15 protein-coding genes are annotated in these 21187 nt (G+C 63.4%); 4 read left to right on the top strand and 11 right to left on the bottom strand.

The window, feature by feature from the left end; all coding sequences use genetic code 11:
* The first annotated feature begins 18 nt into the window (after positions 1-18).
* A complete protein-coding gene (locus AWB65_RS14290; protein ID WP_087667776.1) occupies positions 19-1224 on the top strand; it encodes a glycosyltransferase in 1206 nt (401 codons plus the stop codon).
* Between the two features lie 30 nt (positions 1225-1254).
* On the opposite strand, the gene AWB65_RS14295 is transcribed toward AWB65_RS14290, so the two are convergent.
* Together AWB65_RS14295 and AWB65_RS14300 are read right to left on the bottom strand one after the other, a co-directional pair.
* The gene (locus tag AWB65_RS14295; RefSeq protein ID WP_087667777.1) at positions 1255-2991 is read right to left on the bottom strand and encodes a GMC oxidoreductase; all 1737 of its coding nucleotides are present in this window, start codon (positions 2989-2991) and stop codon (positions 1255-1257) included.
* Positions 2992-3424: 433 nt separating this feature from the next.
* Complete coding sequence (locus tag AWB65_RS14300) at positions 3425-4057, bottom strand: DapH/DapD/GlmU-related protein (protein WP_087667809.1); 633 nt, start codon at positions 4055-4057, stop codon at positions 3425-3427.
* 345 nt (positions 4058-4402) lie between these two features.
* Between AWB65_RS14300 and AWB65_RS14305 the strand changes: the two genes are divergently transcribed.
* On the top strand, positions 4403-4828 hold the full coding sequence (locus AWB65_RS14305) for a hypothetical protein (protein WP_087667778.1): 426 nt from the start codon (positions 4403-4405) through the stop codon (positions 4826-4828).
* Between the two features lie 102 nt (positions 4829-4930).
* Here the strand turns inward: AWB65_RS14305 and AWB65_RS14310 are convergent, their stop codons facing one another.
* From AWB65_RS14310 to AWB65_RS14350, 9 genes are all read right to left on the bottom strand, one after another.
* A complete protein-coding gene (locus AWB65_RS14310; RefSeq protein WP_087667779.1) occupies positions 4931-6259 on the bottom strand; it encodes a glycosyltransferase WbuB in 1329 nt (442 codons plus the stop codon).
* A gap of 135 nt (positions 6260-6394) precedes the next feature.
* Positions 6395-7537, bottom strand: a complete 1143-nt coding sequence (locus tag AWB65_RS14315; RefSeq protein WP_087667780.1) for a glycosyltransferase family 4 protein — start codon at positions 7535-7537, stop codon at positions 6395-6397.
* A gap of 53 nt (positions 7538-7590) precedes the next feature.
* A complete protein-coding gene (locus AWB65_RS14320; protein ID WP_087667781.1) occupies positions 7591-8547 on the bottom strand; it encodes a GDP-L-fucose synthase family protein in 957 nt (318 codons plus the stop codon).
* 4 nt (positions 8548-8551) lie between these two features.
* Positions 8552-9670 carry a GDP-mannose 4,6-dehydratase gene (gene gmd, locus AWB65_RS14325; RefSeq protein WP_087667782.1) on the bottom strand — a complete coding sequence of 373 codons (1119 nt, stop codon included), beginning with the start codon at positions 9668-9670 and terminating at the stop codon, positions 8552-8554.
* Between the two features lie 74 nt (positions 9671-9744).
* Positions 9745-11979 (bottom strand): polysaccharide biosynthesis tyrosine autokinase, encoded by a 2235-nt coding sequence (locus AWB65_RS14330; RefSeq protein ID WP_087667783.1) that lies wholly within the window; start codon positions 11977-11979, stop codon positions 9745-9747.
* Positions 11980-12060: 81 nt separating this feature from the next.
* Positions 12061-13248, bottom strand: coding sequence for a polysaccharide biosynthesis/export family protein (locus AWB65_RS14335; RefSeq protein ID WP_087667784.1), 1188 nt, complete (start codon positions 13246-13248; stop codon positions 12061-12063).
* Positions 13249-13263: 15 nt separating this feature from the next.
* Positions 13264-14643 (bottom strand): undecaprenyl-phosphate glucose phosphotransferase, encoded by a 1380-nt coding sequence (locus AWB65_RS14340; protein WP_087667785.1) that lies wholly within the window; start codon positions 14641-14643, stop codon positions 13264-13266.
* A gap of 106 nt (positions 14644-14749) precedes the next feature.
* On the bottom strand, positions 14750-16288 hold the full coding sequence (locus AWB65_RS14345) for a mannose-1-phosphate guanylyltransferase/mannose-6-phosphate isomerase (protein WP_087667786.1): 1539 nt from the start codon (positions 16286-16288) through the stop codon (positions 14750-14752).
* A 127-nt stretch (positions 16289-16415) separates the two neighbouring features.
* On the bottom strand, positions 16416-17420 hold the full coding sequence (locus AWB65_RS14350; RefSeq protein ID WP_087667787.1) for a GlxA family transcriptional regulator: 1005 nt from the start codon (positions 17418-17420) through the stop codon (positions 16416-16418).
* A gap of 138 nt (positions 17421-17558) precedes the next feature.
* Between AWB65_RS14350 and AWB65_RS35590 the strand changes: the two genes are divergently transcribed.
* Positions 17559-17825 (top strand): hypothetical protein, encoded by a 267-nt coding sequence (locus AWB65_RS35590; protein WP_125474131.1) that lies wholly within the window; start codon positions 17559-17561, stop codon positions 17823-17825.
* Positions 17826-18845: 1020 nt separating this feature from the next.
* Entirely contained in the window at positions 18846-20996 is a 2151-nt protein-coding gene (locus AWB65_RS14355) for a hypothetical protein (protein ID WP_087667810.1), read from the top strand.
* Positions 20997-21187: the final 191 nt, after the last annotated feature.

Raw genomic sequence — 21187 nt, forward strand, 5'->3', positions numbered from 1 at the left:
ACTGACCGGCACATGCACATGAAGATCCTCCATCTGCTGTCGACCATCGACCCTCGCGCGGGCGGCCCCACCGAGGGCGTTCGCCAGAGCGGCCTCAGCCTGAAGTCGATGGGGCACGAAGTCGAAGTCGTGACCCTCGACGATCCCCACGCGCCCTGGCTCGCGACGTTTCCGCTGACGGTGCATGCGCTCGGCCCGTCGAAGGGCAACTACGGCATGTGCCCGCGCCTCGTGCCGTGGCTGCGCGAACACGCGTCGCGCTTCGATGCGGTGATCGTCAACGGTCTCTGGCAGTACCACAGCTACGGGACGTGGAAGGCGCTGCGCGGTATCGGCGTGCCGTACTACGTGTTTCCGCACGGCATGCTCGATCCGTGGTTCAAGCGCACATATCCGCTCAAGCATCTGAAGAAATGGCTCTACTGGCCGTGGGCCGAGTATCGCGTGCTGCGCGACGCCGAGCGCGTGCTCTTCACCGCAGAGGAAGAGCGCGTGCTGGCGCGAGAATCGTTCAGTCTCTATCGCGCGAACGAGGAAGTCGTCGCGTTCGGCACGAATCCGCCGCCCACCGACGCCTCTGCATTGCGCGCGCATTTTCTTGCGCAGTATCCGCAGCTTGCGGGCAAGCGCCTGATCCTCTTCCTCGGCCGCATTCATGAGAAGAAAGGATGCGACCTGCTGATCGAAGCGTTCGCCTCCGTGCGCGATTTCGATCCGAGAGCGCATCTCGTGATGGCCGGTCCCGACGGCGGCGAATGGCAAGCGCAATTGCAGACGCTCGCGGAAAAGCTGGGCATCGCGGACCGCATCACGTGGACCGGCATGCTCGGCGGCGACATGAAGTGGGGCGCGTTCCATGCGAGCGATGCGTTCGCGCTGCCGTCGCATCAGGAGAACTTCGGGATCGCGGTGGCGGAGGCGCTCGGCTGCTCGCTGCCGGTGCTGATCTCCGACAAGGTCAACATCTGGCGCGAGGTGCAGACGGACGGCGCGGGGATCGTCGGGACGGACACGGTCGAGGGTGCGGCCAACATGCTGCGCGCCTGGCTGACGATGCACCCCGCCGATGCCGCGAAGATGCGCACGCAGGCGCTTGCGACGTTCACGAAGCGCTTCACCGTCGATGCGATGTCGCATGATCTCGTGCGCGTGCTGCGGCAAGGTGCGCTGAATCGAAACGCCGCGTTCGCGGAGCGGCCGCGAACGGCGTCTGTCGAGCGCTAAAAACCCGCCGGGGCGGGTTTTTCTTCGTGCTTATTTCTTCCCCATCTCCAGCGCCAGATCAGAAGGCATGTGCAGCGTCGATGCCGCGAACGGCAGCGGCTCTTCCTGCTGCTGATGTTCAGCGGCTCCGATTGGCGTCACCGTCGCGCCGACTTCCCCGCTTTTCAACGCATACGCGATGTGCTCGGACAGACGCAGCGTCATCGCGGCGATCGTGATGGTCGGGAAGTTGGCGCCCACCGTCGGAAACACCGAGCTGCCGGCAATGTAGAAGTTGCTCATGCCATGCACCTTGCAGTTCCGGTCGACGACGCCTTCCTTCGGCGAATCGTGCATGCGCGTCGTGCCCATGTGATGCCACGTCCCTTCGAGCTGCGCGGGCCACGGCTTGCCTTCGAGCGGTTCATCGAGCTCCACATCGGCGACGCCGCCGCGCTGCAGTTCGTCGGCGATCAGCGCGACGGTGCGATCGAACGTGCGCTTCACCAGTTCCGTCACCTGCCAGTCCACCTTCACACGATTGAGACCGAGACTGTCCTTCTTCTCCGAAAGCGTCACGCGGCTGTCGCGGTTCGGCTCGGCTTCGACGATCGTCTGGATCTTCACCTCGGTGATGAGCGGGCGCGGCTGCAATAGCCGCGCAAGACCGAAGCACGCGGTATCGACCGGATGCGCCATCATCTGCAAGACGTCCGCCGAGAAGTTCCAGCCAGGCTGGTCCTTGCCGAGCAGCGCCTGCTTGCAACGGATCAACGCTTCCGAGCCCTTCGTGTTTTCGCCACGAAACACCGAGTAGAACCACGAGCGCGCGTTGAGCAGCTTCTCGCGTTCGAGCACGTCCTTCGTCAACGCGAACTGCGACGAGATGAACGTCCCGTGCGCCGCGACGGCCGTGTTCTGGTAGTGATACTTGATGTCGTAGAGCTTGTTACGCGCCCACTGCTTCCTGAAGTTCACCTTCGCCGACATGATGCGCGGATGGTCCATGAAGTAGCGGCCCACGAGATCGTTGCCGTTGCCAAGACCGGCAGCGTGCACCTTGTTCGACGAGAGCAGCAGCCGCGCATTCTCGATGCCGCCCGTCGCCAGCACGAAGACTTTCGCCTTCATCGAGAAGCGTCGCCCGGAGAGCGTGCCGACGTCGATCTGCGTGACCTCTCTGGCCGCGCGGTCGGTGTCGATGTTCAAAGCGTTCGCATGCAAAAAAACGCGCACGTACCGCGCCTTTTCCAGATCCTCGCGATACTCCCTGCCGAAGCGCACCGGCGGGCTGAACTGCGAAATCGTGTCGCGCACCTTGCCGCTCGGGAACGGATGGCGCCGCACATCGTTACGATGAATCGCCGCTTCCCAGTACGCCGGCTCGAAGTTGTTCTCGCCGAGCTTGAGCAGCGCATGCGTGCGCGCGTAGTACGGGCGCAATTCGTCGAGGCCGAAGGGCCAGCCGCTGTCCTTCACCCAGTCGCGCTTGTCGAAGTCCCACGAATCTAGCGGACGGCACCAGCCGCCCCAGCAGTTGCTGCTGCCGCCAAGATAGCGGCTGCGGCAGCCGTCGGCGAACTCATATGGCACGCCGACGTTTTCACCGCGATACAGGTCGCGCGTCTCGGAATCTGGCTTGAGGCCGCCGCTTTCGAGCATGCACGTGTCGATGCCCAGCTTTTCCATTTCGCGGGCGAGCGTGATTCCCGCCACCCCCGCGCCGATGATGCATACCGTGGTCTCTATGACTGCCCGATCTTCTACTCTTCGGCTGTCGATGAACATGCCCCGTGCTCCCTCTCTCTCGTGCTCAGCGATTCGCCCGGTTCATGACCGATTCCCTCGATCGAACCCGTCCGCTGTCGCGATCCACAATCGAAACGCCGACTCCGGCCACTGTCCCTTCGATACCGCTCGACGCGGCAGGACTCGTGCAGGATTCGAACGTCGTCATCGGTTCCCTGCGATGCATGCGACACAAGCGTGGCTTGCGCGCGGCAGCGAGAACCCACGTGCGTTGTCCCCCAAGAATATTCGGCCCAGAAGAAATGGCTGGTCCGCCAAACTGGCAGCCTGTACAGCCAAGCTATTCGTCTCTTCCGTCACCCCGAAATGGCGACAAGGATGCGCCCGTCCTTTGACCGCGGTTTGCATCCGTGATTGCTTGTTATGAACTGAGAGTCATGCACTTAAGCGATGCATTCAGCGACGCAGTTTCTCAAGCGGTAAAGCGCTTCTTGATGAATCGCACCGGATTGCCGCCGTACACGCCTTCCGCTTCGAGCGACCGGTGCACGACCGACATCGGCGTGACGACGGCCGAGCGGCCGATCGTGACGCCCATCTGTACGACGCATTTCGACGTGATCCACACACCGTCCTCGATGACGATCGGCGCGACCTTCAGGTCCATGTTGCCCGCCACGTCGTGCGATCCCGTCGTGAGAAACACGCCTTGCGAGATGCAAACGTTGGAGCCGATGCGAAGCGTTGTCTGGTTGTAGATCCATGCATCGACACCGAACCAGCAGTTGTCGCCGACTTGGAGATTCCATGGCGCCTTCACGCGGACCGGATGCGGCATGCGGCAGTTGCGCCCGATGCGTGCGCCGAATGCGCGCAGCAGCGCGATGCGCACGGACGAGAGCGGGATCAGCTTGTTGTTGATGATGCAGGCTTCGAGGAAGAACCACGCGAGTTCGGTGACGAAGCCGCGTCGGGCGACGAAGTTGCCGGGGCCGGCGAGCGACAAATCGATCACCTTGCCCGGCGCGCCGACGCTCGGACTCTGCGGCGCACTTTCGGTGCTGCCTGCCTGGCCGACGCAATCTTCGCCAATTGCCCTGTCCATTTGCCCGATCCCCGCGTGATTGCCGTGGTCCGCGCCGTAGCGCGACTCATGCACTTGCGAATGCTCTTTAGCACTGTACTCAAGGGACGTTTCTTGACGGGCAAGTCGCCTCTGATTGGTCATTTGAACCGACCTTTGGTGATCCGATTATCTGCGAAGCGTGCGCCAGCCCGCGTGCGCTACAGCACGAATGGCCGCACGGGAAAGACTTTTGGCGGTAGCAGCCGGGCACTCGGAATATGCTGTTTTCAGGGTCGCGCGCATCGTCTGACGTGAAAGCATTCCGGCGCTGAAACCGCCCGGCGACACCATCGATTTAAGCAAGCATGCACTGGAGAGCACCACATGGCACGCACGATTCGTTCGACGTTTCATCCGCTGATCGCGGCGCTTTGCCTGCCTGCTGCACTGCTCTGCGCGCAGGGCGTGGAGGCGGCCCCGCTCGGCGATGGCGGCAACGCCGCGGAGCTCGACATGCTCGGCGGCCCGCGGACCTACGCGGACCCGTACGGCACACCGGCTACGGCCAAACGTGGCGCGACTGCGAATGCACAGGCGACGCAGGCTTCCACGCCGACCGAAAAGATGCTCGCGCAGCAGGACGGCATGGTGCCGCAAGGCGGCCGCGTGCAATTGCGGCCGCTCGCGCGCAATCGCGATGCGAAACTGATGCAGACGCCGGATGGTGCCGCGGCAGCGCTCTATCAGTCGCCGGGCGGCAAGCCGGCTGCGCCTGCGAAGCCCAGGGAGATTTACAAGTCGCCCTGGTGAGGGCGCGGGGACATGCCGTTGCGTTATGGGCACGATCATGTGCTCGGCGGCCTGAAACATCGTCATTGGAAAAGCGCTGGCCGACGGCCAGCGCCCTGAACGTCAGTCCACCTTCTCCACACGCAGGATCACCGGCCGCTCGCTGACCTTGGCGAACGGCCGCTCGCCGGCGTCGACGGTCCGCGCATCGGCGGCATCCGTCGAAGGCTGAGTCTCGACCAGTTCCGTCAGCTTCTCGTCCAGCCGCGTGAATACCGCGAGCGGCGCCAGGCGCTCCTGCGCGAAGCGCCGTCCTTCCGCGCCGAAGTTCGCGCGCAATTCGGGATCGGCGACGAGCATCTCGATCGCCTCGGCAAGCCTGTCGACGTTCTCCGGCTGCACAACGACACCGCGCGTCGTCACGGCATCGAAGAGTTCCGTGCCGGGCTGCGCCATCGCGATCACCGCACGCGCGCTCGCGAACATGCCGGTCAGCTTCGAAGGCATCACGAGATCCGCGACATCGCCGCGTTGCGGCAGGACGTGCATGTCCGCGAGATTGAGCAGTTCGTTCAGACGTTCGAGCGGCTGCAGACACAGGAAGCGGACGTTGGGCAGCGTCGCGCAGCGCGTCTGCAACTGCGCTTTCGTCGCGCCGTTGCCGCAGAACACGAACACGATGTCCTCGCGATCGGCCATGCGCGCCGCCGTCTCGGCTAGCACTTCGAGCCCTTGCTTCGCGCCCATGTTGCCCGAATAGAGCACGACCATCGTATGCTCGCCGATGTTCAGCTCGCGACGAAAAGCGCTGCGCCGATCGAGCGGGAAGATCGCCGTCGTATCGACCCAGTTCGGCAGGTGAAACGTTTTCGCGATCGCGACGCCTTTTTTCGCCGCGCGCCCGATCATCTTCTCCGAGATCGACGAGACCACGTCGAAGCGCTGCATCAGCCAGCGCTCGACGGCGAGCGCCGCGCGGCCCGCGCGTTCGTTTTTGAGCAAGCCGAGATCGAAGGCGGCATCGACTTCGAAGTCCTGGATGTGCAGCCACGACTGCGCGCCCGTGATGCGCGAAATCGCAAGCGCGGCGGGAGCGTTCAAGAGGCTCGGGGCGATGGTCATCACGACCTGCGGACGCCAGCGCAGATGCGACATCATCGCGGGCAGCGACGCCGCCGCGAACGAGGCGAGATGCAGGATCCGCTTGAGGCCGCTCGGACGCCTGGGCACCCACAACGGCGCGCGCCAGAGCTGCACGCCGCGCAGCGTCTCGCGACGTCCGCGCCAGCCTGAAAAGCCCTCCGCGACCTTCCATTCCGGGTAATACGGCGGCGCGCACACCACGCGCACGTCGTGACCGAGTGCGGCCAGCGCCTCGGCCATTTCAGCCGTGTATTTACCCGTTCCCGTTAACTCGGGCGCGTAGTTGAGCCCGTAGATAAGAATTTTCATATGGTCCCTCGCCCGACTGTCGCACCGTCGCCCTCGCATCGTGATACGGGACGATCGAGCGCTCGCCTGCGGACCGGCAATGCATCCGTATGGCCTTTCTGTGTTGCGGTACCGCGTGTTCTCCTATAGAGGAAATCAATGATTCAGCATCAGCGCGCAGCCCCGCGCGATGTTCGCCGCAGCCGACGGCGGATCGAAATGGTTGATCACGTCGACACAGCGCCGCGCGACACCCTCGGTATCGGCGAATGCTTCGAGACCTTTGAGCATCGTGCGTTGCAGCGCCGGCACGTCGCCCGCAGGGAACGCGTAGCCGCTGACGCCGTCGATCACGAGTTCCGGCACGCAGCCGCAGCTCTCGCTCACGATGACCGGGCAGCCGTGGCTCAGCGCTTCGTTCGTGACGAGACCCCACGGTTCGCTCACGCTCGGCAGCACCATGCAGGTAGCGCCGAAATATTCGCGCGAGAGCGGCGCGTCCTGCAGGCTGCCGAGGAAATACACCGAATCGGAGAGACCGATATCGACGGCTTTCTGCTTGAGCTGATCGCCCATCGGACCTGTGCCGACGATGCGCAGCGTCGCCGCGGGAATGAGTTGCTTCACGCCCGCGAACGCATCGAGCAACGTGCCGATGCCCTTCTCTTCCGACAGCCGCCCGACGAACACGAACACCGGCGCGCCGCCCTTGCGATAGTGCACGCGGTCCGCAATCGCCGTCTCCGGCGAGAACGAGCGCGGCAGCGCCGCGGCCTGGCACGGAATGAAGATCTTGTCCTGCTTCGCGCCGAGCGACATCAGATACTCGCGGCTGCGCGTGCCGAATGCGAAGTAGCCATCGCACAGCGAGAAGAACACGCGCTTTGGAATCGACGTCAGCATGCGGCGCGGCCGGTCGCGGCCGGTCGAATCGCAGAACACCGCGCGACGCTTGCCCGTCACGATGCACGCGATCATCATCGCCCAGTACTCGGGACGGTGATAACCCGGCAGCACGACGAGATCGGACTTCGCCTTCAACACTTCCCACGTGAGGCGCGCCGTCATGCGCCAGGTGGGCACGTCTTCATAGCATCCGTTGTAGAGCTTCTTCATCGGATAGCGGTGAAACGAATAATCGACATCCGAGAAGCCGAGACGGTCATGCTCCGTATCGGCGATCTGCACCATCGAATAGCGAATCGAACCGGACCCCGAGATATTGTGCAGCGCGGAGAGCACCGCGCCCTTGTGGCGAGACCACACGACGTTATGAAAGATCGTGACCGACGAAGTCATTTTTTTGGCTTCCCTGGAAGTGGGACGCTTTACGTCCGCGTTCAGGTGCGTGCTCATGCTGCGACCGCCGTCTGCGAAAGCCCTTCATATCGCGCGAGAAAGTCCGCATACGTCGCGGCGATGCCGTCTTCCAGTATGATCGATGCCTTCCAGCCCATCCGCTCCAGTTTCGATACGTCGAGCAGCTTGCGCGGCGTGCCGTCGGGCTTGCTCGCATCGAACGCGAGTTCGCCCTCGAAGCCCACCACGCGGCACACGGTCTGCGCCAACTCGCGAATCGTCGAGTCCCGACCGACGCCAACGTTGAACACGCCTTCGGCGATGTCGCTTTCCATCATGAAGGTCGCGGCGTCGGCGAGATCGTCGACGTGCAGGAACTCGCGGCACGGCGTGCCCGAGCCCCACACTTCGAGCGCACCGTCGCCGCGCAGCTTCGCTTCATGCGCTTTACGGATCAGCGCGGGCAGCACGTGGCTGCTTTGCAGATCGTAGTTGTCGTTCGGACCGTAGAGATTCGTCGGCATCAGCGACACAAACTTGGTGCCGTATTGCTGGTTGTAGGCCTCGCACATCTTCAGGCCCGCGATCTTCGCAATCGCATACGCCTCGTTGGTCGGCTCGAGCGCGGAGGTGAGCAGATACTCCTCCTTGATCGGCTGCGGGCAGGCCTTCGGATAGATGCAGGACGAGCCGAAGAAAATCAGCTTCGGCACGTTCCAGCGCGATGCCGCGTGAATCACGTTCGTTTCGATCGCGAGGTTCTCGTAGATGAACGACGCAGGCATCGTCGAGTTCGCGTAGATGCCCCCGACGCGCGCCGCCGCGAGGAACACCACATCGATTTGCTCTTCCTCGAAGAACAGGTTGACGCCGCCCTGATCGGTCAGGTCGAGATGCGCACGCGTGCGCGTCACGATGTTGCGGTAGCCCGCGCTGGCGAGCCGCCGCACCAGCGCGGACCCGACCATCCCCCGATGCCCCGCCACGAAGATGCGTGCGTTCTTGTCCATGGTTTCACTCGTGATGTTCGAGAGCCTTGAAGCCCGCCAGCGTGACGAGCGCGTCGCGCCGTGCGATCTGGAAGTCCGAGCGAACCATTTCTTTCACGAGCGACGAGAACGAGGTCTCCGGCTTCCAGCCGAGCTTCTCGTGCGCCTTCGTCGGATCGCCGAGGAGCGTCTCGACTTCGGTCGGGCGGAAGTAGCGCGGATCGACGCGCACGATCACCTGGCCCGGCGCGAGCTTCGTTTCGCGGCCTTCGACGCGATCCACGATGCCCACTTCATCCACGCCCTCGCCTTCGAAGCGCACGTGAACGCCGAGTTCAAGAGCCGCCTGCTGAACGAAGTCGCGCACGCTGTACTGCACGCCCGTTGCGATCACGAAGTCTTCCGGCTTCTCCTGCTGCAACATCATCCATTGCATCTCGACGTAGTCGCGCGCATGACCCCAATCGCGCAACGCTGACAGGTTGCCGAGATACAGATCGTCCTGCATGCCCACCGCGATGCGTGCGATCGCGCGCGTGATCTTGCGCGTGACAAACGTCTCGCCGCGCACCGGCGACTCGTGGTTGAAGAGAATGCCGTTGCACGCGTACATGCCATACGCTTCGCGATAGTTCACCGTGATCCAGTACGCATACAGCTTCGCGACCGCATACGGGCTGCGCGGATAGAACGGCGTGGTTTCGCGCTGCGGGATTTCCTGCACGAGACCATAGAGTTCCGACGTCGATGCCTGATAGAAGCGCGTCTTCTTTTCAAGTCCCAGGATGCGGATCGCTTCGAGGATGCGCAATGTGCCGATGCCGTCGGCATTCGCCGTGTATTCCGGCTCCTCGAACGACACCGCTACGTGGCTCTGCGCCGCGAGGTTGTAGATCTCGTCGGGCATCACGCGCTGGACGATGCGCAAGAGGCTCGTCGAATCGGTCAGGTCGCCGTGGTGCAGGAAGAGCCGTTGGTCCGGATCATGCGGATCGCGATACAGATGGTCGATGCGGTCGGTGTTGAAAAGCGAACTGCGGCGCTTGATGCCGTGTACCTCGTAGCCCTTTGCGAGCAGCAACTCAGCGAGATACGATCCATCCTGCCCCGTGATGCCGGTGATCAAAGCCACTTTGCGGTTCATTGTCTACCTCGCCTGTTTGCCATGCCGAGAAGGCGCGTGCCGGACACGCGCCGAACTTGTGTCCGCCAGCATCTTTATTCGGAGATGCTTTCGTATCCGTAATAGCCTGCGTAGGTACTGCCCATCAGCATCTTCGATTGCGGGACGTCGGTGAGGAGGACGCCCTTCATGTTCACGCCGCCGTGATGGAGGCGCTTCATCGTTTCGCCGATTTCCTGCACTTGATTCTTGCCGTGACGCACGACGAGCAAGCTCGTGCCGGCATGCTTGCCGATGACGGTGGCATCAGTGACCGCAAGGACAGGCGGCGTGTCGACGATGACGAGGTCGTAGAGGTGTTTCAATTCTTCGAGTACTTCTCCAAGGCGGTCGCTCATCAGGAGTTCGGACGGGTGCGACGGCAGCGAGCCCTTCGTGATCAGGTCGACGCCCGGCAGCACGTCGCGCAGGATCGCGCTCGACACGTCCGCGCCCATCAGCACGTCAGAGAGGCCCGGCGAATGACGCACGCCAAAATGCGAGTGGATGTCGCCGCGGCGCATGTCACCGTCGATCAGGAGCACGCGCTTGCGGGTCGATGCCACGAGTGTCGCGAGGTTCACCGACAGGAACGACTTGCCGGCCTCCGGACGCGAGCCCGTCAGCATCACCACGTTGTTGCGCGCGTCTTCCAGTTGCAGTTGCAGCGACGTGCGCAACCCGCGAATCCCTTCGACCGCCGCATCTTCCGGCGCTTGCGCGGCGAGCACGTGCAGTCCTTCGGTGCGCTGGCCGACCTTGCGTTGCAGGCGCAGTTGCGTATTGCTGCGCGGCACGATCGCGAAGACGCGCACGCCCAGTTGCCGCTCGATGTCTTCCGGACGCTCGACGCCGCCATACAGCGCCTTGCGAACGAACGCGACCAGTATACCGAGCACGAGGCCGACGCCCGCGCTGATCAGGATCACGATCAGGCGCTTCGGACGCACGGGATCGTCGGCTGCTTCGGCGAAGTCGACGACGCGCACGTTGCCGGTCTGCCCCGCCTTCGCGATGCGCAGTTGCTGCGCGCTGTTGAGCAGGTTCGTGTAGAGCTCGGTGTTGACCCGCACGTCGCGCAGGAGGCGCAGCGCGGTCTGCTCGGTATCGGGCAGCACGGACACGCTCTTGCCGAGACGCGTCTGCGCACCGGCGAGCGACGCGATCTGCGCATCGAGCGCCTGCACCGAAGGATGGTTCGCCGTGAAGCGCAGCGACAGTTCGGCGCGTTGCTGTTGCAGGTCGCTCAGCTTCGTCTTGTTATCGACGATCTGTTGCAGCAGCAGACGGCTTTCCTCGCTGAGATCCACCGTGCCCTGGCGATTGCGGAACGTGTTGTAGCGCTGTTCGGCCGCATCGAGTTGCTTGCGCAGTTCAGGCAGTTGCTGGTCGAGGAATGCGAGGGTGCGCTCGGCTTCGAGCGAACGCTTCTCGATGTCCTGCTGCGTGAAGCGGCGCGCGATGCTGTTCACGATCGCCGCTGCCTGCTTGCTGTCGCCACCTTCGAGGCTCACGCTGATGATGCCCGATTGCAGCGCGGTTTCCGTCACCGTGAGGCGCTTTTGAAGCGCGTCGATGGTGCCGAGCGTCGAGAAGCGTTGCAACTCGAATTGCGAGCCGGGAGCGCCGACAAGCTTCTCGACCTTCAGCTTCACGGGACCGATCGAGCTCGTGCCCGACACTTCCTGGCCCACCTTGCCGGTCAGGATCGCGATGCCGTTGGGATCGTTCAGCACATAGGTGCCGTTTTCTCCGGCGACGAGCGTGAAAGTCTTTTCGTACTGCTCCTTCGGTGTATCGAAGAGCGGCACTTGAATCTGCTCGTTGCCCCATGCGAAGCGCGACATGTAGCCCGCCGGGATCGGCTTGTCGAACGCTGAGAACGCGCTCGCAACGAGGCCGCCGACGAACGGAAAGTAGCGCGGCGTGGCGATGATGTCGAGGTGCATGCGGCGCACTGCGTCTTCGACGACGAGGCGCGAGCGAAGGAGTTCGATCTGCGCAGCGGTGGTCGACTTGGCGTCGAACATCTGCGAGACGGTCTGGACTGCGTTGGCGTTTGCGTTGTTGTTGTTATTGCCGCCGGCGTTGCTTTCTTCCGTTTGAATCAGGGCGTCCGCGCGATACGTCGGAGGCGCGAGGAACGCGTAGGCTGTTCCCAATGCGATGACCGCCAACATGACAACCGTTACCAGCTTCCAGTTGCCTAGCACGGCAGCCAGATAGTCCGATAACCGTAACTCGTCCCCCGACGATACATCCGAATATCGTGTATCAAAGTTCATGGCCATGGTGTCGCTCACTCGTTCTGAACTACGTTCTGAACTGCGCATTGGGCGGCGCGCGCGAAATGCGCGCGCCGTGCGAACGGCTTACTTCGTGACGATGGCTGCGGTCAAACCAGCATTGATTGCCGGCAACAGCAGGTTAAGCACGCGGCTGAATCGGACCAGGCCGCTGTTATCGATATAAACAACGTCCTTCGGTTGCAGCTCGAAGTTGTTGGCGAGCAGCATCGAAACCGGCGAGCGCGCATCCAGGCGATAGATCTCCGGCTTGTCGCTCTGGCCGTTGCGGATCACGTACGTTTCCTTCGGATTCGACGTTTCCTGGTTCAAGCTGCCTGCCTGCGAGATCGCGTCGGAAAGCGTGAGCTTGCCGTTCTTCATCGGGATCACGGTGGCGGGCTTGTTCACTTCGCCCATCACGTAGATGCCGTTCTCTTCGCGCGAATCGATGCGCAGCGAGTCGCCCGGCTTCAGAACGATGTCCGAGGGGCTGCGGCCCTTCTGCGTCATGGCCGCCATGTTGATCGTATAGGTGGCGCCATCGCGCAGCAGCGTGACGCGGCTTTGGTCGGCGCTCGGCGCGAAGCCGCCCGCACGGCCGATCGCTTCGGTCAGCGTCATCGGGATGTCGTTGAAGGTCTGCGTGCCCGGTGCGCGCACGTCGCCGTCGATGTAGACCTGCGACGAACGGAACGATGCGACACGCACCGTGATCTGCGGCTTCACGAACACCTTCGACAGTTCCTTGTACAGCTCGCGCTGCACCTGTTCCGCAGTCTTGCCGGCGACGTGCAGCGGCTTCGTCACATACGGGAACTGCAGGTTGCCGTCTGCATCGACGACGAAACCGGGCGCGGCGTCCGCCGTGCGCGTGTTCGGATTCGGCTGGCCGAGCGCGGCTACGAGTTCAGGGTGATCCCACACCGTGATCTGCAGCACGTCGCCCACGCCAAGCGCGTAGGAACCCGACTTGCCGTAAAGGCTCGCAAGCGGATCGGGACCGGTCGACGCCGGCTGCGCACGCATCTTGCGCACGAGCGACAGATCGATCGGCGTGATCGGGATGTTGACTTCGGTCGCCGGATCGCCGGCGTCGTTGCTGGTTTCAACCAGCGTCGGCGGCGAGGTCATGCGCATGCCCGGCGCCAGGCCGCAGCCTGCGAAGAGCGTGCACAGCGCTGCTGCGGCGGCGAGTGTGCCGAGCCGGAATCCGGACGTGCCACGGTTGTTGTTGGTCAGCGACGTGGTACTTGATTGTTTTTGAGTGAGCATTGGTCGTCCCCTGCATCAGTAAGCGTTGGTGTGGCGTAATCCTTTAAAGATCGTTGCGGCGATGATTCTCATGTCGAGGCCGAACGACCAGTTCCCGAGGTAATACAAATCGTGTGCGACGCGTCCCTCCATTTTTTCGATGCGATCCGTTTCGCCCCGAAAGCCATTGATCTGTGCCCAGCCGGTGATGCCAGGTTTGATCCGATAACGATGGATGTATCCCGATACCACCTTCTGGTACAGATCATCGTGCTCCAGCGCGTGCGGACGCGGACCAACGACGGACATGTCACCCCGCAGCACGTTGAAGAATTGCGGCAGTTCGTCGAGGCTCGTGCGGCGCAAAAATGCCCCCACACGCGTGACGCGCGGATCATTGCGCGTTGCCTGACGAACCACCCCGGCCTGCTCGGCATGCACTCGCATCGAGCGGAACTTGTAAATCTGGAAGACGCGGCCATCCGCGCCCTTGCGGCGCTGCTTGAAGAACACCGGGCCGCGCGAGGTGAGCTTGATCGCGAGCGCGATGCAGATCAGGAGCGGCGAGACGGCAAAGAGCGCACAGGCCGCGAACACGCGGTCGAAGAGTTCCTTTTGCAGCAGAGCGCTCGGCGAGAGCGGCGACGCCACCAGGTTGATCGCCGTTTCGCCCAGCAAATCCGTCACGCCGGATTCGAAGAGCGCAAGGCTCCGCACATCGGGGATGAAGCGCACGTTCACCAGGTCGTCACGGAATTCGTTGACGTACTTCAGGATCGTGCGTTCGTGTGACAGCGGCAGCGCGAGCCAGACTTCGTTCACGTTCTGCGTGCGCACGAAGTTCACGAACGAGACGATGTCTTCGAATACCGGCACTCGTGTGTTGATCGGGCCGGCTTCGGGCGTCGCGTTGCACACGGCCGAGGCGCGGAAGCCCGAAGCCGGCGAGCGGTCGATCTTGCGAATGATCGACTCGCAATGCCGCCCGCAGCCCACGACCGCGACCGAATGCAGGTTCATGCCGGCGTTGCGCATCCGGGCGAGGACCGCATGCGTGACGAGGCGTCCGGCGATCAGCAAGCCGCCCGACATCGCCGTCCAGTAGGCGAACCACAACCGCGACACGTAGTCGAGGCGGTGCAGCGAGAACATCAGCACGAGAGCGCACGCCTGCACGATGAGCCACGCGAGCGACACCTGGCTCGCCAGCACGATCTTCGAGCGTCCGCGCCACGATTCGTACACGCCGAACGACGGAAACAGCGCGAGTGAAAACGCGGCCGCGAACGCGACGAACGCGACGTAGAAGCGATGTGCTTCGATGTTGTCGAAACGAATCTGCGACGCGATAGCAGCGCCGCAGATGATCATTGCGACGTCGAATATCCGCGCCAGTAGTCCCTGTAAATCGCGCATCCTGATTCTCCCCGTCCTGCTTTTCCGATGACGAACCGCAAACCGCCGCTTCCTCCGTGTCCCTGCCGTGCTGCGTGTCCCGTCGTTTTTGTAAATTCAGCTAGCTTCAGCTACGGCCGTACGTATCGTCGAAGCGAACGATGTCGTCTTCGCCGAGATACGAGCCCGACTGCACTTCGATGATTTCGAGCGGCACCTTGCCCGGGTTTTCAAGCCGATGCGTCACGCCGAGCGGGATGTACGTCGATTCGTTCTCGCTCAGGAGGAACTGCTCCTCGCCGCGCGTCACGAGCGCCGTGCCGCACACGACGGTCCAGTGTTCCGCGCGGTGGTGATGCATCTGCAGCGAGAGGCGCGCGCCCGGCGTCACCACGATGCGCTTCACCTGGAAGCGGTCGCCGTGATCGATCGAGTCGTAGAAGCCCCACGGCCGGCGCACCTTGCGATGCGCTTCCGCTTCCGGCGCATGCTCTTCGCGGATGCGTGCGACGAGCCCCTTGATGTCCTGCACGCGCGAGCGGTCGCAGACGAGCACCGCGTCGTCCGTTTCCACCACGATGATGTTGGTCGTCCCCACGCATGCGACGAGGCGTCCGCCTTCCGAGCGCGCATAACTCGACGTCGCGCCTTCGAACACGACGCGGCCCGCGGCCACGTTGCCCGATTCGTCCTTCTCCATCGCATCCCAGACGGCGTCCCACGAACCCAGGTCCGACCAGCCCGCGACGAGCGGCACCACGACACCCGCGCAAGGCGCGTTCGCCGTTCCGACGTGCTCCATCACCGCGTAGTCGATCGAATCGGACGGCGAGCGGCCGAATGCGTCTGCATCGGGGCGCAGATAGGCGCCGTCCGTGCGTCCTTCCTTCACGGCCGCGACGCACGCTGCGTGCATCTCCGGCTGGAGGCGTTCGAGCGCCGCGAGCCACACGCTCGCGCGCACCACGAAAATGCCGCTGTTCCACCAGTACGTGCCGGCGGCGACGTATTGCGCCGCGAGTTCGGCGGCCGGCTTCTCGACGAAGCGGTCGATCTGATGCGCGCCTTCTTGCAGCGCGCCGCCGAGGCGGATATAGCCGAAGCCGGTGTCGGGGCGTGTCGGCGGGATGCCGAGCGTCGCGATGGCGCCCGCTTCCGCATGCCGCGCGGCGATGTCGATCGCGCTGTGGAGCGCGTCGATGTCGGCGATCGAGTGATCGGCCGGCATCGCGACGATGATTGCGTCCTGGCCATCGGCGCAGGCGAGCGCTGCGGCCAGCGTCAGCGCGGGCGCCGTGTCGCGCCGCGCGGGCTCGACGATGATGCGCGCCGCCACGCCGCTCGAACGGACTTGCTCTTCAGTGGTGAAACGATGTTCCTCACCGCATACGATGATGGGCTCGGCCGCGACCTGCCAGTCGCCGGGAAAGCCCTTCATGCGGGAGACGGTTGCCTGGAGCAGCGAGTCGGGACCGACCACGCCGATCAGTTGCTTCGGAAACTGCTCGCGTGACATCGGCCACAGACGCGTGCCGGAGCCACCGGCAAGGATGACGGGCACGAGCGAGCGGCATGGCTCGGCCAATCTGGCCGAGCCTGCTGCGTCCACCCCCACCCCACCCTCGTAACCGGTTGCGTCCTTGGCCTGCGTATCGTGTTTCGTCATCGTCGGGCTCCTGCCTGCTGGATGTTGCGTTGCGCGGAAAAAAACTCCGCCTGAATACCGCTCGAAACGGTGTGCCGCCGGGTGCGTTTCGCTCCCGGCCGGCGAAATGAAATTGCCTTGAGCCGCCTCAGCCGCTCGAATCGCGCCTGCTCTGCATCCGGTACTCGGTCGGAGAGATCAGAAGGCGCTTGCGAAAAATCTTGGCGAGCCGGTCGCCATTGCCCATGCCGCTCCTGCGCGCGATCTTGTCGACGGGCAGCTCCGAATCCGTCAGGAGCGCGCACGTCACGGCAAGGCGCGCCTGCAACAGGTAGTCGGACGGCGTAATGCCCATCTCGATCTTGAAGCGGCGCAGGAAGTTGCGTTCGCTCATCGCCGCGACCTGCGCGGCATCGACCACGGAAATCGGCCGCTCGCAGTTGTCCTGCAGCCAGCGCGCCGCCGCCCGGATCTTGTCGCCGGCGGTCGCCGCGCCACTGTCGCCGAGGAGCGACACCAGCTTCGCGGCGGACCCCGGCATCAGCCGTTCGGCCACGCCTCGCGATACGTCCAGTCCCAGGTCGCGCTTCACGATCAATAGCGCGCCCTTCATCGATTCATAGCGGTCGCCCGCTTCGCTCGCCTGCTCGTCGCGCACGACGTGGATCATCGAGCTCGACCCGTAGCGCGCATGCGATTCGTGCGCGTTGCCGATGCCCGCCGCGTCCAGCACCTTGCGGCCCTCGGAGATCGACTTGACGACCGTCGTCTTCGAATGAACGCGGCGCACCCATTCGATGATGCGTTCGTCGCCTGCCGCGTCGTCGGCGCCCTTGCCGCCCGCCACGAAGAGCGCGTCGAAGCCGCCGTAATGGCGCGCATCGAGCCCGTCGGTCCAGACCCGGACCGAGGACGAGCACGCCACGTTGCCGCCTTCGACCGACAGGAAGCGCACGTCATAGGTGCACTCGGCCCGGCCCTTCGCCGACGACAGCTCGTTCGCCATGTGGAAGACCTCGGCGACGATGCCGGCGCCCAGGAGCGAAAAGCCGTCGTACAGCAGGATTGCGATGCGTCTCACCTCGGACTGCGAGCTTCTGGTCGAAGTGGGTATCCACCCCATGACCGCGGGTTCGAGATTGGCGTAAGGCATGGTCATCCTCTGCAGCTTGCGTAATCCACGACCTGTGGAACGCTCGCTGCCATTGCGGTGCATCATCGTCGTAGCCGAATTGACGGAGGCTGCGCGTGACCGATGGAAGCGAGATGTTGGCGGAATTGGTCCGCTGGCTTGAATCATAAACAGACAAACTTTTTTACGCTTGCGATTTTCGCGCTGAAGCCGGGAAATCTGTTCTGCTATGAGGCGGAACGCACATTGAAATCCTTCCCCGAATTCAGCGACCTGCCACAAGCCGGCATTGCGCAAAAAGCAAACGCAATCTCCGCCCGAACGGTTAGAGCACTTTCCAGTCCGGTTGCAATTTCTGGCGGCTCGGCTTCGGAGAATCCCTTGTCGGACAAGGCGCTCCAAGCCCCATCAGGGTTTGTGGGCTAGCGCACGCAGAACTTCAGACGTTAGAAACTGATTCATCCATGCAACATTGAAATGTCCAATCGATTCGGCTCCTTTCTTTTGATTCAACATTTTTGGTACCTTTGTTACCGATCTGAATCAACTTTGACAGGCAATTTATTGACGCCGCAATTGCCAGAGGGCGATTAAATATTAATCGGTTGTCATTTTAAAATCGGAGTGGCAGCGGGGTCGGAATTAATCGGTGGATAACGTTTACCGCTTTTATATGTGTGAATAACACGTCCGATTTGTATGAATGCATATGTTGCCCCGCACCACTGCCTGACGGCGTTCCTCGTCCCCTATACGCAGTTCGTTTGTCTACGGATGCGTCCGCCAATCATTAGCTATTTGACGCACTGCGTGAGCGCCATCCGTCTTGATGCATTTCATATGAATCATGACAAAGGGCCATAACGCCGGCGCCACACGAGCGATTAATCCCCCGATGAATGATGTAACGGGGACATGTTGTGATACGGTATTTTTTACTGGTATTTGTCGAACGGACCGGCAATATGCGGTAGCCCGGCCCAGACCATCGGACCATGTTTCACTCCTGATACTCGCTGGATTCTGGGTGGATCAGGCGCCCGGCGGATGCGCGGCGCGCGACGCGCGAAGGCTGTCCCGGTCCGCCAACCTTCAGCGCAACGGCTAGCCGCCCCGAAACGCCTGACTTATGCTGGATTGGCTGTGTGGAGCGTGTTTGCAGGTTGTTGCTTGGTTGACCGAATGGGGTCCGGATGCATCCGCCAAGCCTTGTGGCCAACGGGCCGGGACAAAAACGTGGCGCACCGCACACTCCGCGAAAGCGTCCCAAAAACGTTTCATTTTGGTAGCACGGCGCCAAAAAGCGCTTGCCGGACCGTCGCCGTGTCGTGAAACCCAGTTGCGGACGTTATGAAACCACCCTCTCGCCGTCGTCGAACGTGCTCACCGAGTGTCGCAAAAAAGCAACAGTACCGCGCGATCTCGCTCTTGATCGCGGCGGTCTTGATGCAGGGCTGCGAACGGGCGTCGTCGGATGAGAAGGCGGCGGCTCCTGCGCCCGCGTCGGGATCGATGGTGATCGAGGGCACGACGTGGCTCCCGTGCGCGCGCGAAGGCGCAACCTGCGCGCTGCGCGGGACGGCGCGCGTGATGTACGGCACGGCGAGCCAGCACGTCGTCAAGGAATTCACGGACGAGGTCGTCTGCGACAACACCGCCTTCGACGACCCCTCCCCCGGCGCCGACAAGCGCTGCTGGTACGCGAGCCCGGCGGTATCGGCGGCGCGGCCGGGGGCACGGCCAGCATCGATGGCGCCCGTCGCCGATGCGGACACGCGGCCAAGCGCGCCACCCGCCGTGCCCCAACTCGACTGCAAGGCGCCGGGCGCGCCGGGCCCCGCGACCGAATCGGGCGATCCGATCGAAGCCGATACCCCCGGCAGCGACGGCACGCGCATGTTCGCGCGCGGCGCCCCGGTGCGCATCGCGTTCACGGTGCGCCCGGCTGCCGCCGATGCGCTCGTCTGGCAGATCCGCGACGCCTGGAATACCGTGCGCGCGAGCGGCCGCTTCCCCGTCGCGGCGCGCGCGGGCACCTATACGCTGTCTTGCACGACGCAGACGGCCGGCTACTTCGCGATCTCGGCGACTTTCGCGTCGAAAAAGTCCGCGCTGATGGCGCGCGGCACGCGGCCCGCCGGCATCGCGACGTTCGGCGTGCTGCCCGACGTCTCCGCCGCGCTGCCCGCCGTGACCTACGTGCATCCGGACCAGCATCGCTTCGGCGGACAGGGCGCGGCCTACCTGAAGCCCGGCGAGTCGTGCTGTTCCGGCGACGGTTATCGGCCGCTCTATCCGAACCTCGGCCTCACGTGGGTCAACGACAACCGCAACTGGTACATGACCGAGCCGAAGGGCCCGAACACGTTCAACGCCGCCGCCGACAACCTCACGCCGTTCTTCAAGCCCGGCGACCTGTTGCGGCTGATCCAGCTCGACGGCATTCCCGGCTGGGCGAGCCCTACGCACGAGCGGACGCACAGCTACGCGCCCGCGTCGTTCGATCAATACCGCGCGTATCTGCGGCGCGTCGGCGAGGAATCGAACGCGGTGCGCAAGCGCTACTTCCCGCAGCAGACGAACAATTACTATCAGGTCACCTGGGAGCCCGACTACGAAGGTGGCCTGCCCTGGCGCGATTCCGACGCGAATCTCGTCGCGATGTTCAAGGCGACCCACGAATCGATCCACGCGACCGATCCGAACGCCGTCGTCATGGGTCTCACGCTCTCGCAGCTTTCGACCAACACGACGTGGCTGAAGCGCCTCGCGCCACTCGGCATCGGTAAGTACCTGGATGGCGTGAGCGCGCATGGGTATTACGACATCGGCACGTCGCCGTCGCATCCGCCCGAGCGTTTCGCCGACAGCGGCGATCCGGCTAAGGCGCTCCCCGGCGCGATGCGCGAGTTGCGCCGCACGATGACCGACGTCGTCAAGCCGGGCGCGAAGCTTTTCGTCACCGAGACCGGTGTGAGCTATGACATCGGCACGAAGTACGGGCCGAACACGCCGAACGCGAACGTGCTGTATGCGCAGGGCGCGGTGGTCGCGCGCACGCACCTGATCCTGCTCGGCGAAGGCGCGGACGTGAGCTTCGTGTTCTATTCCGCCGATCCGCCGGAAGTGGGCTACGGCGTGTTCTTCGATCTGGTGAACGCGCAAGGCGGTTTCGGCCAGACGCAAATCAGCCCGAAGCCGGCGGCGATGAGCGTCGCGGCGATGACGCGTCTCATCGACGGGACGACGACGCTCGGGGCCGTGAACGACACGCCGACGGGCGTCTATGCCTATGCGTTCCAGCGGCTGAATGGCGGCAAGGTCGTGACGGCGCTATGGACGCACAGGAACGCGGTATGGCCGGGCGCGGGCGGCTTCAGCCCGACGTACACGGCGAACTACAGCCTGACAGTCGATTCGCCGGGCAAGTCCGGCAACGTGACCGTGTTCGACATGATGGGCAACGCGTCCACGATGCCGTACAGGAACGGACGCGTGGCGCTGGCGCTCACCGAATCGCCGGTGTACGTCGTTTCCGACAACGCGCAGATCATGCGATCTAATGTGACAACGCCCGCAGGATACGCCGCACAGTAGCGTCTTAAACGCATAAAACACGATTCTACGCGCACAAAAAACCTGTCTCACCGAAGCGATCTTTCGGCGTATTTCGCCAGTGCCCGGCACGGGTGTTCGCTTTCGACGCGCGTTACACTCGGTTCACCCGATCGCGGCATCGGGACACATAACCTACGCAAGAAGGCGCGGCCAAAGGAGCACCGGGGAGG

It is taken from the genome of Caballeronia humi (assembly GCF_001544475.1).
Taxonomy (GTDB): Bacteria; Pseudomonadota; Gammaproteobacteria; order Burkholderiales; family Burkholderiaceae; genus Caballeronia; species Caballeronia humi.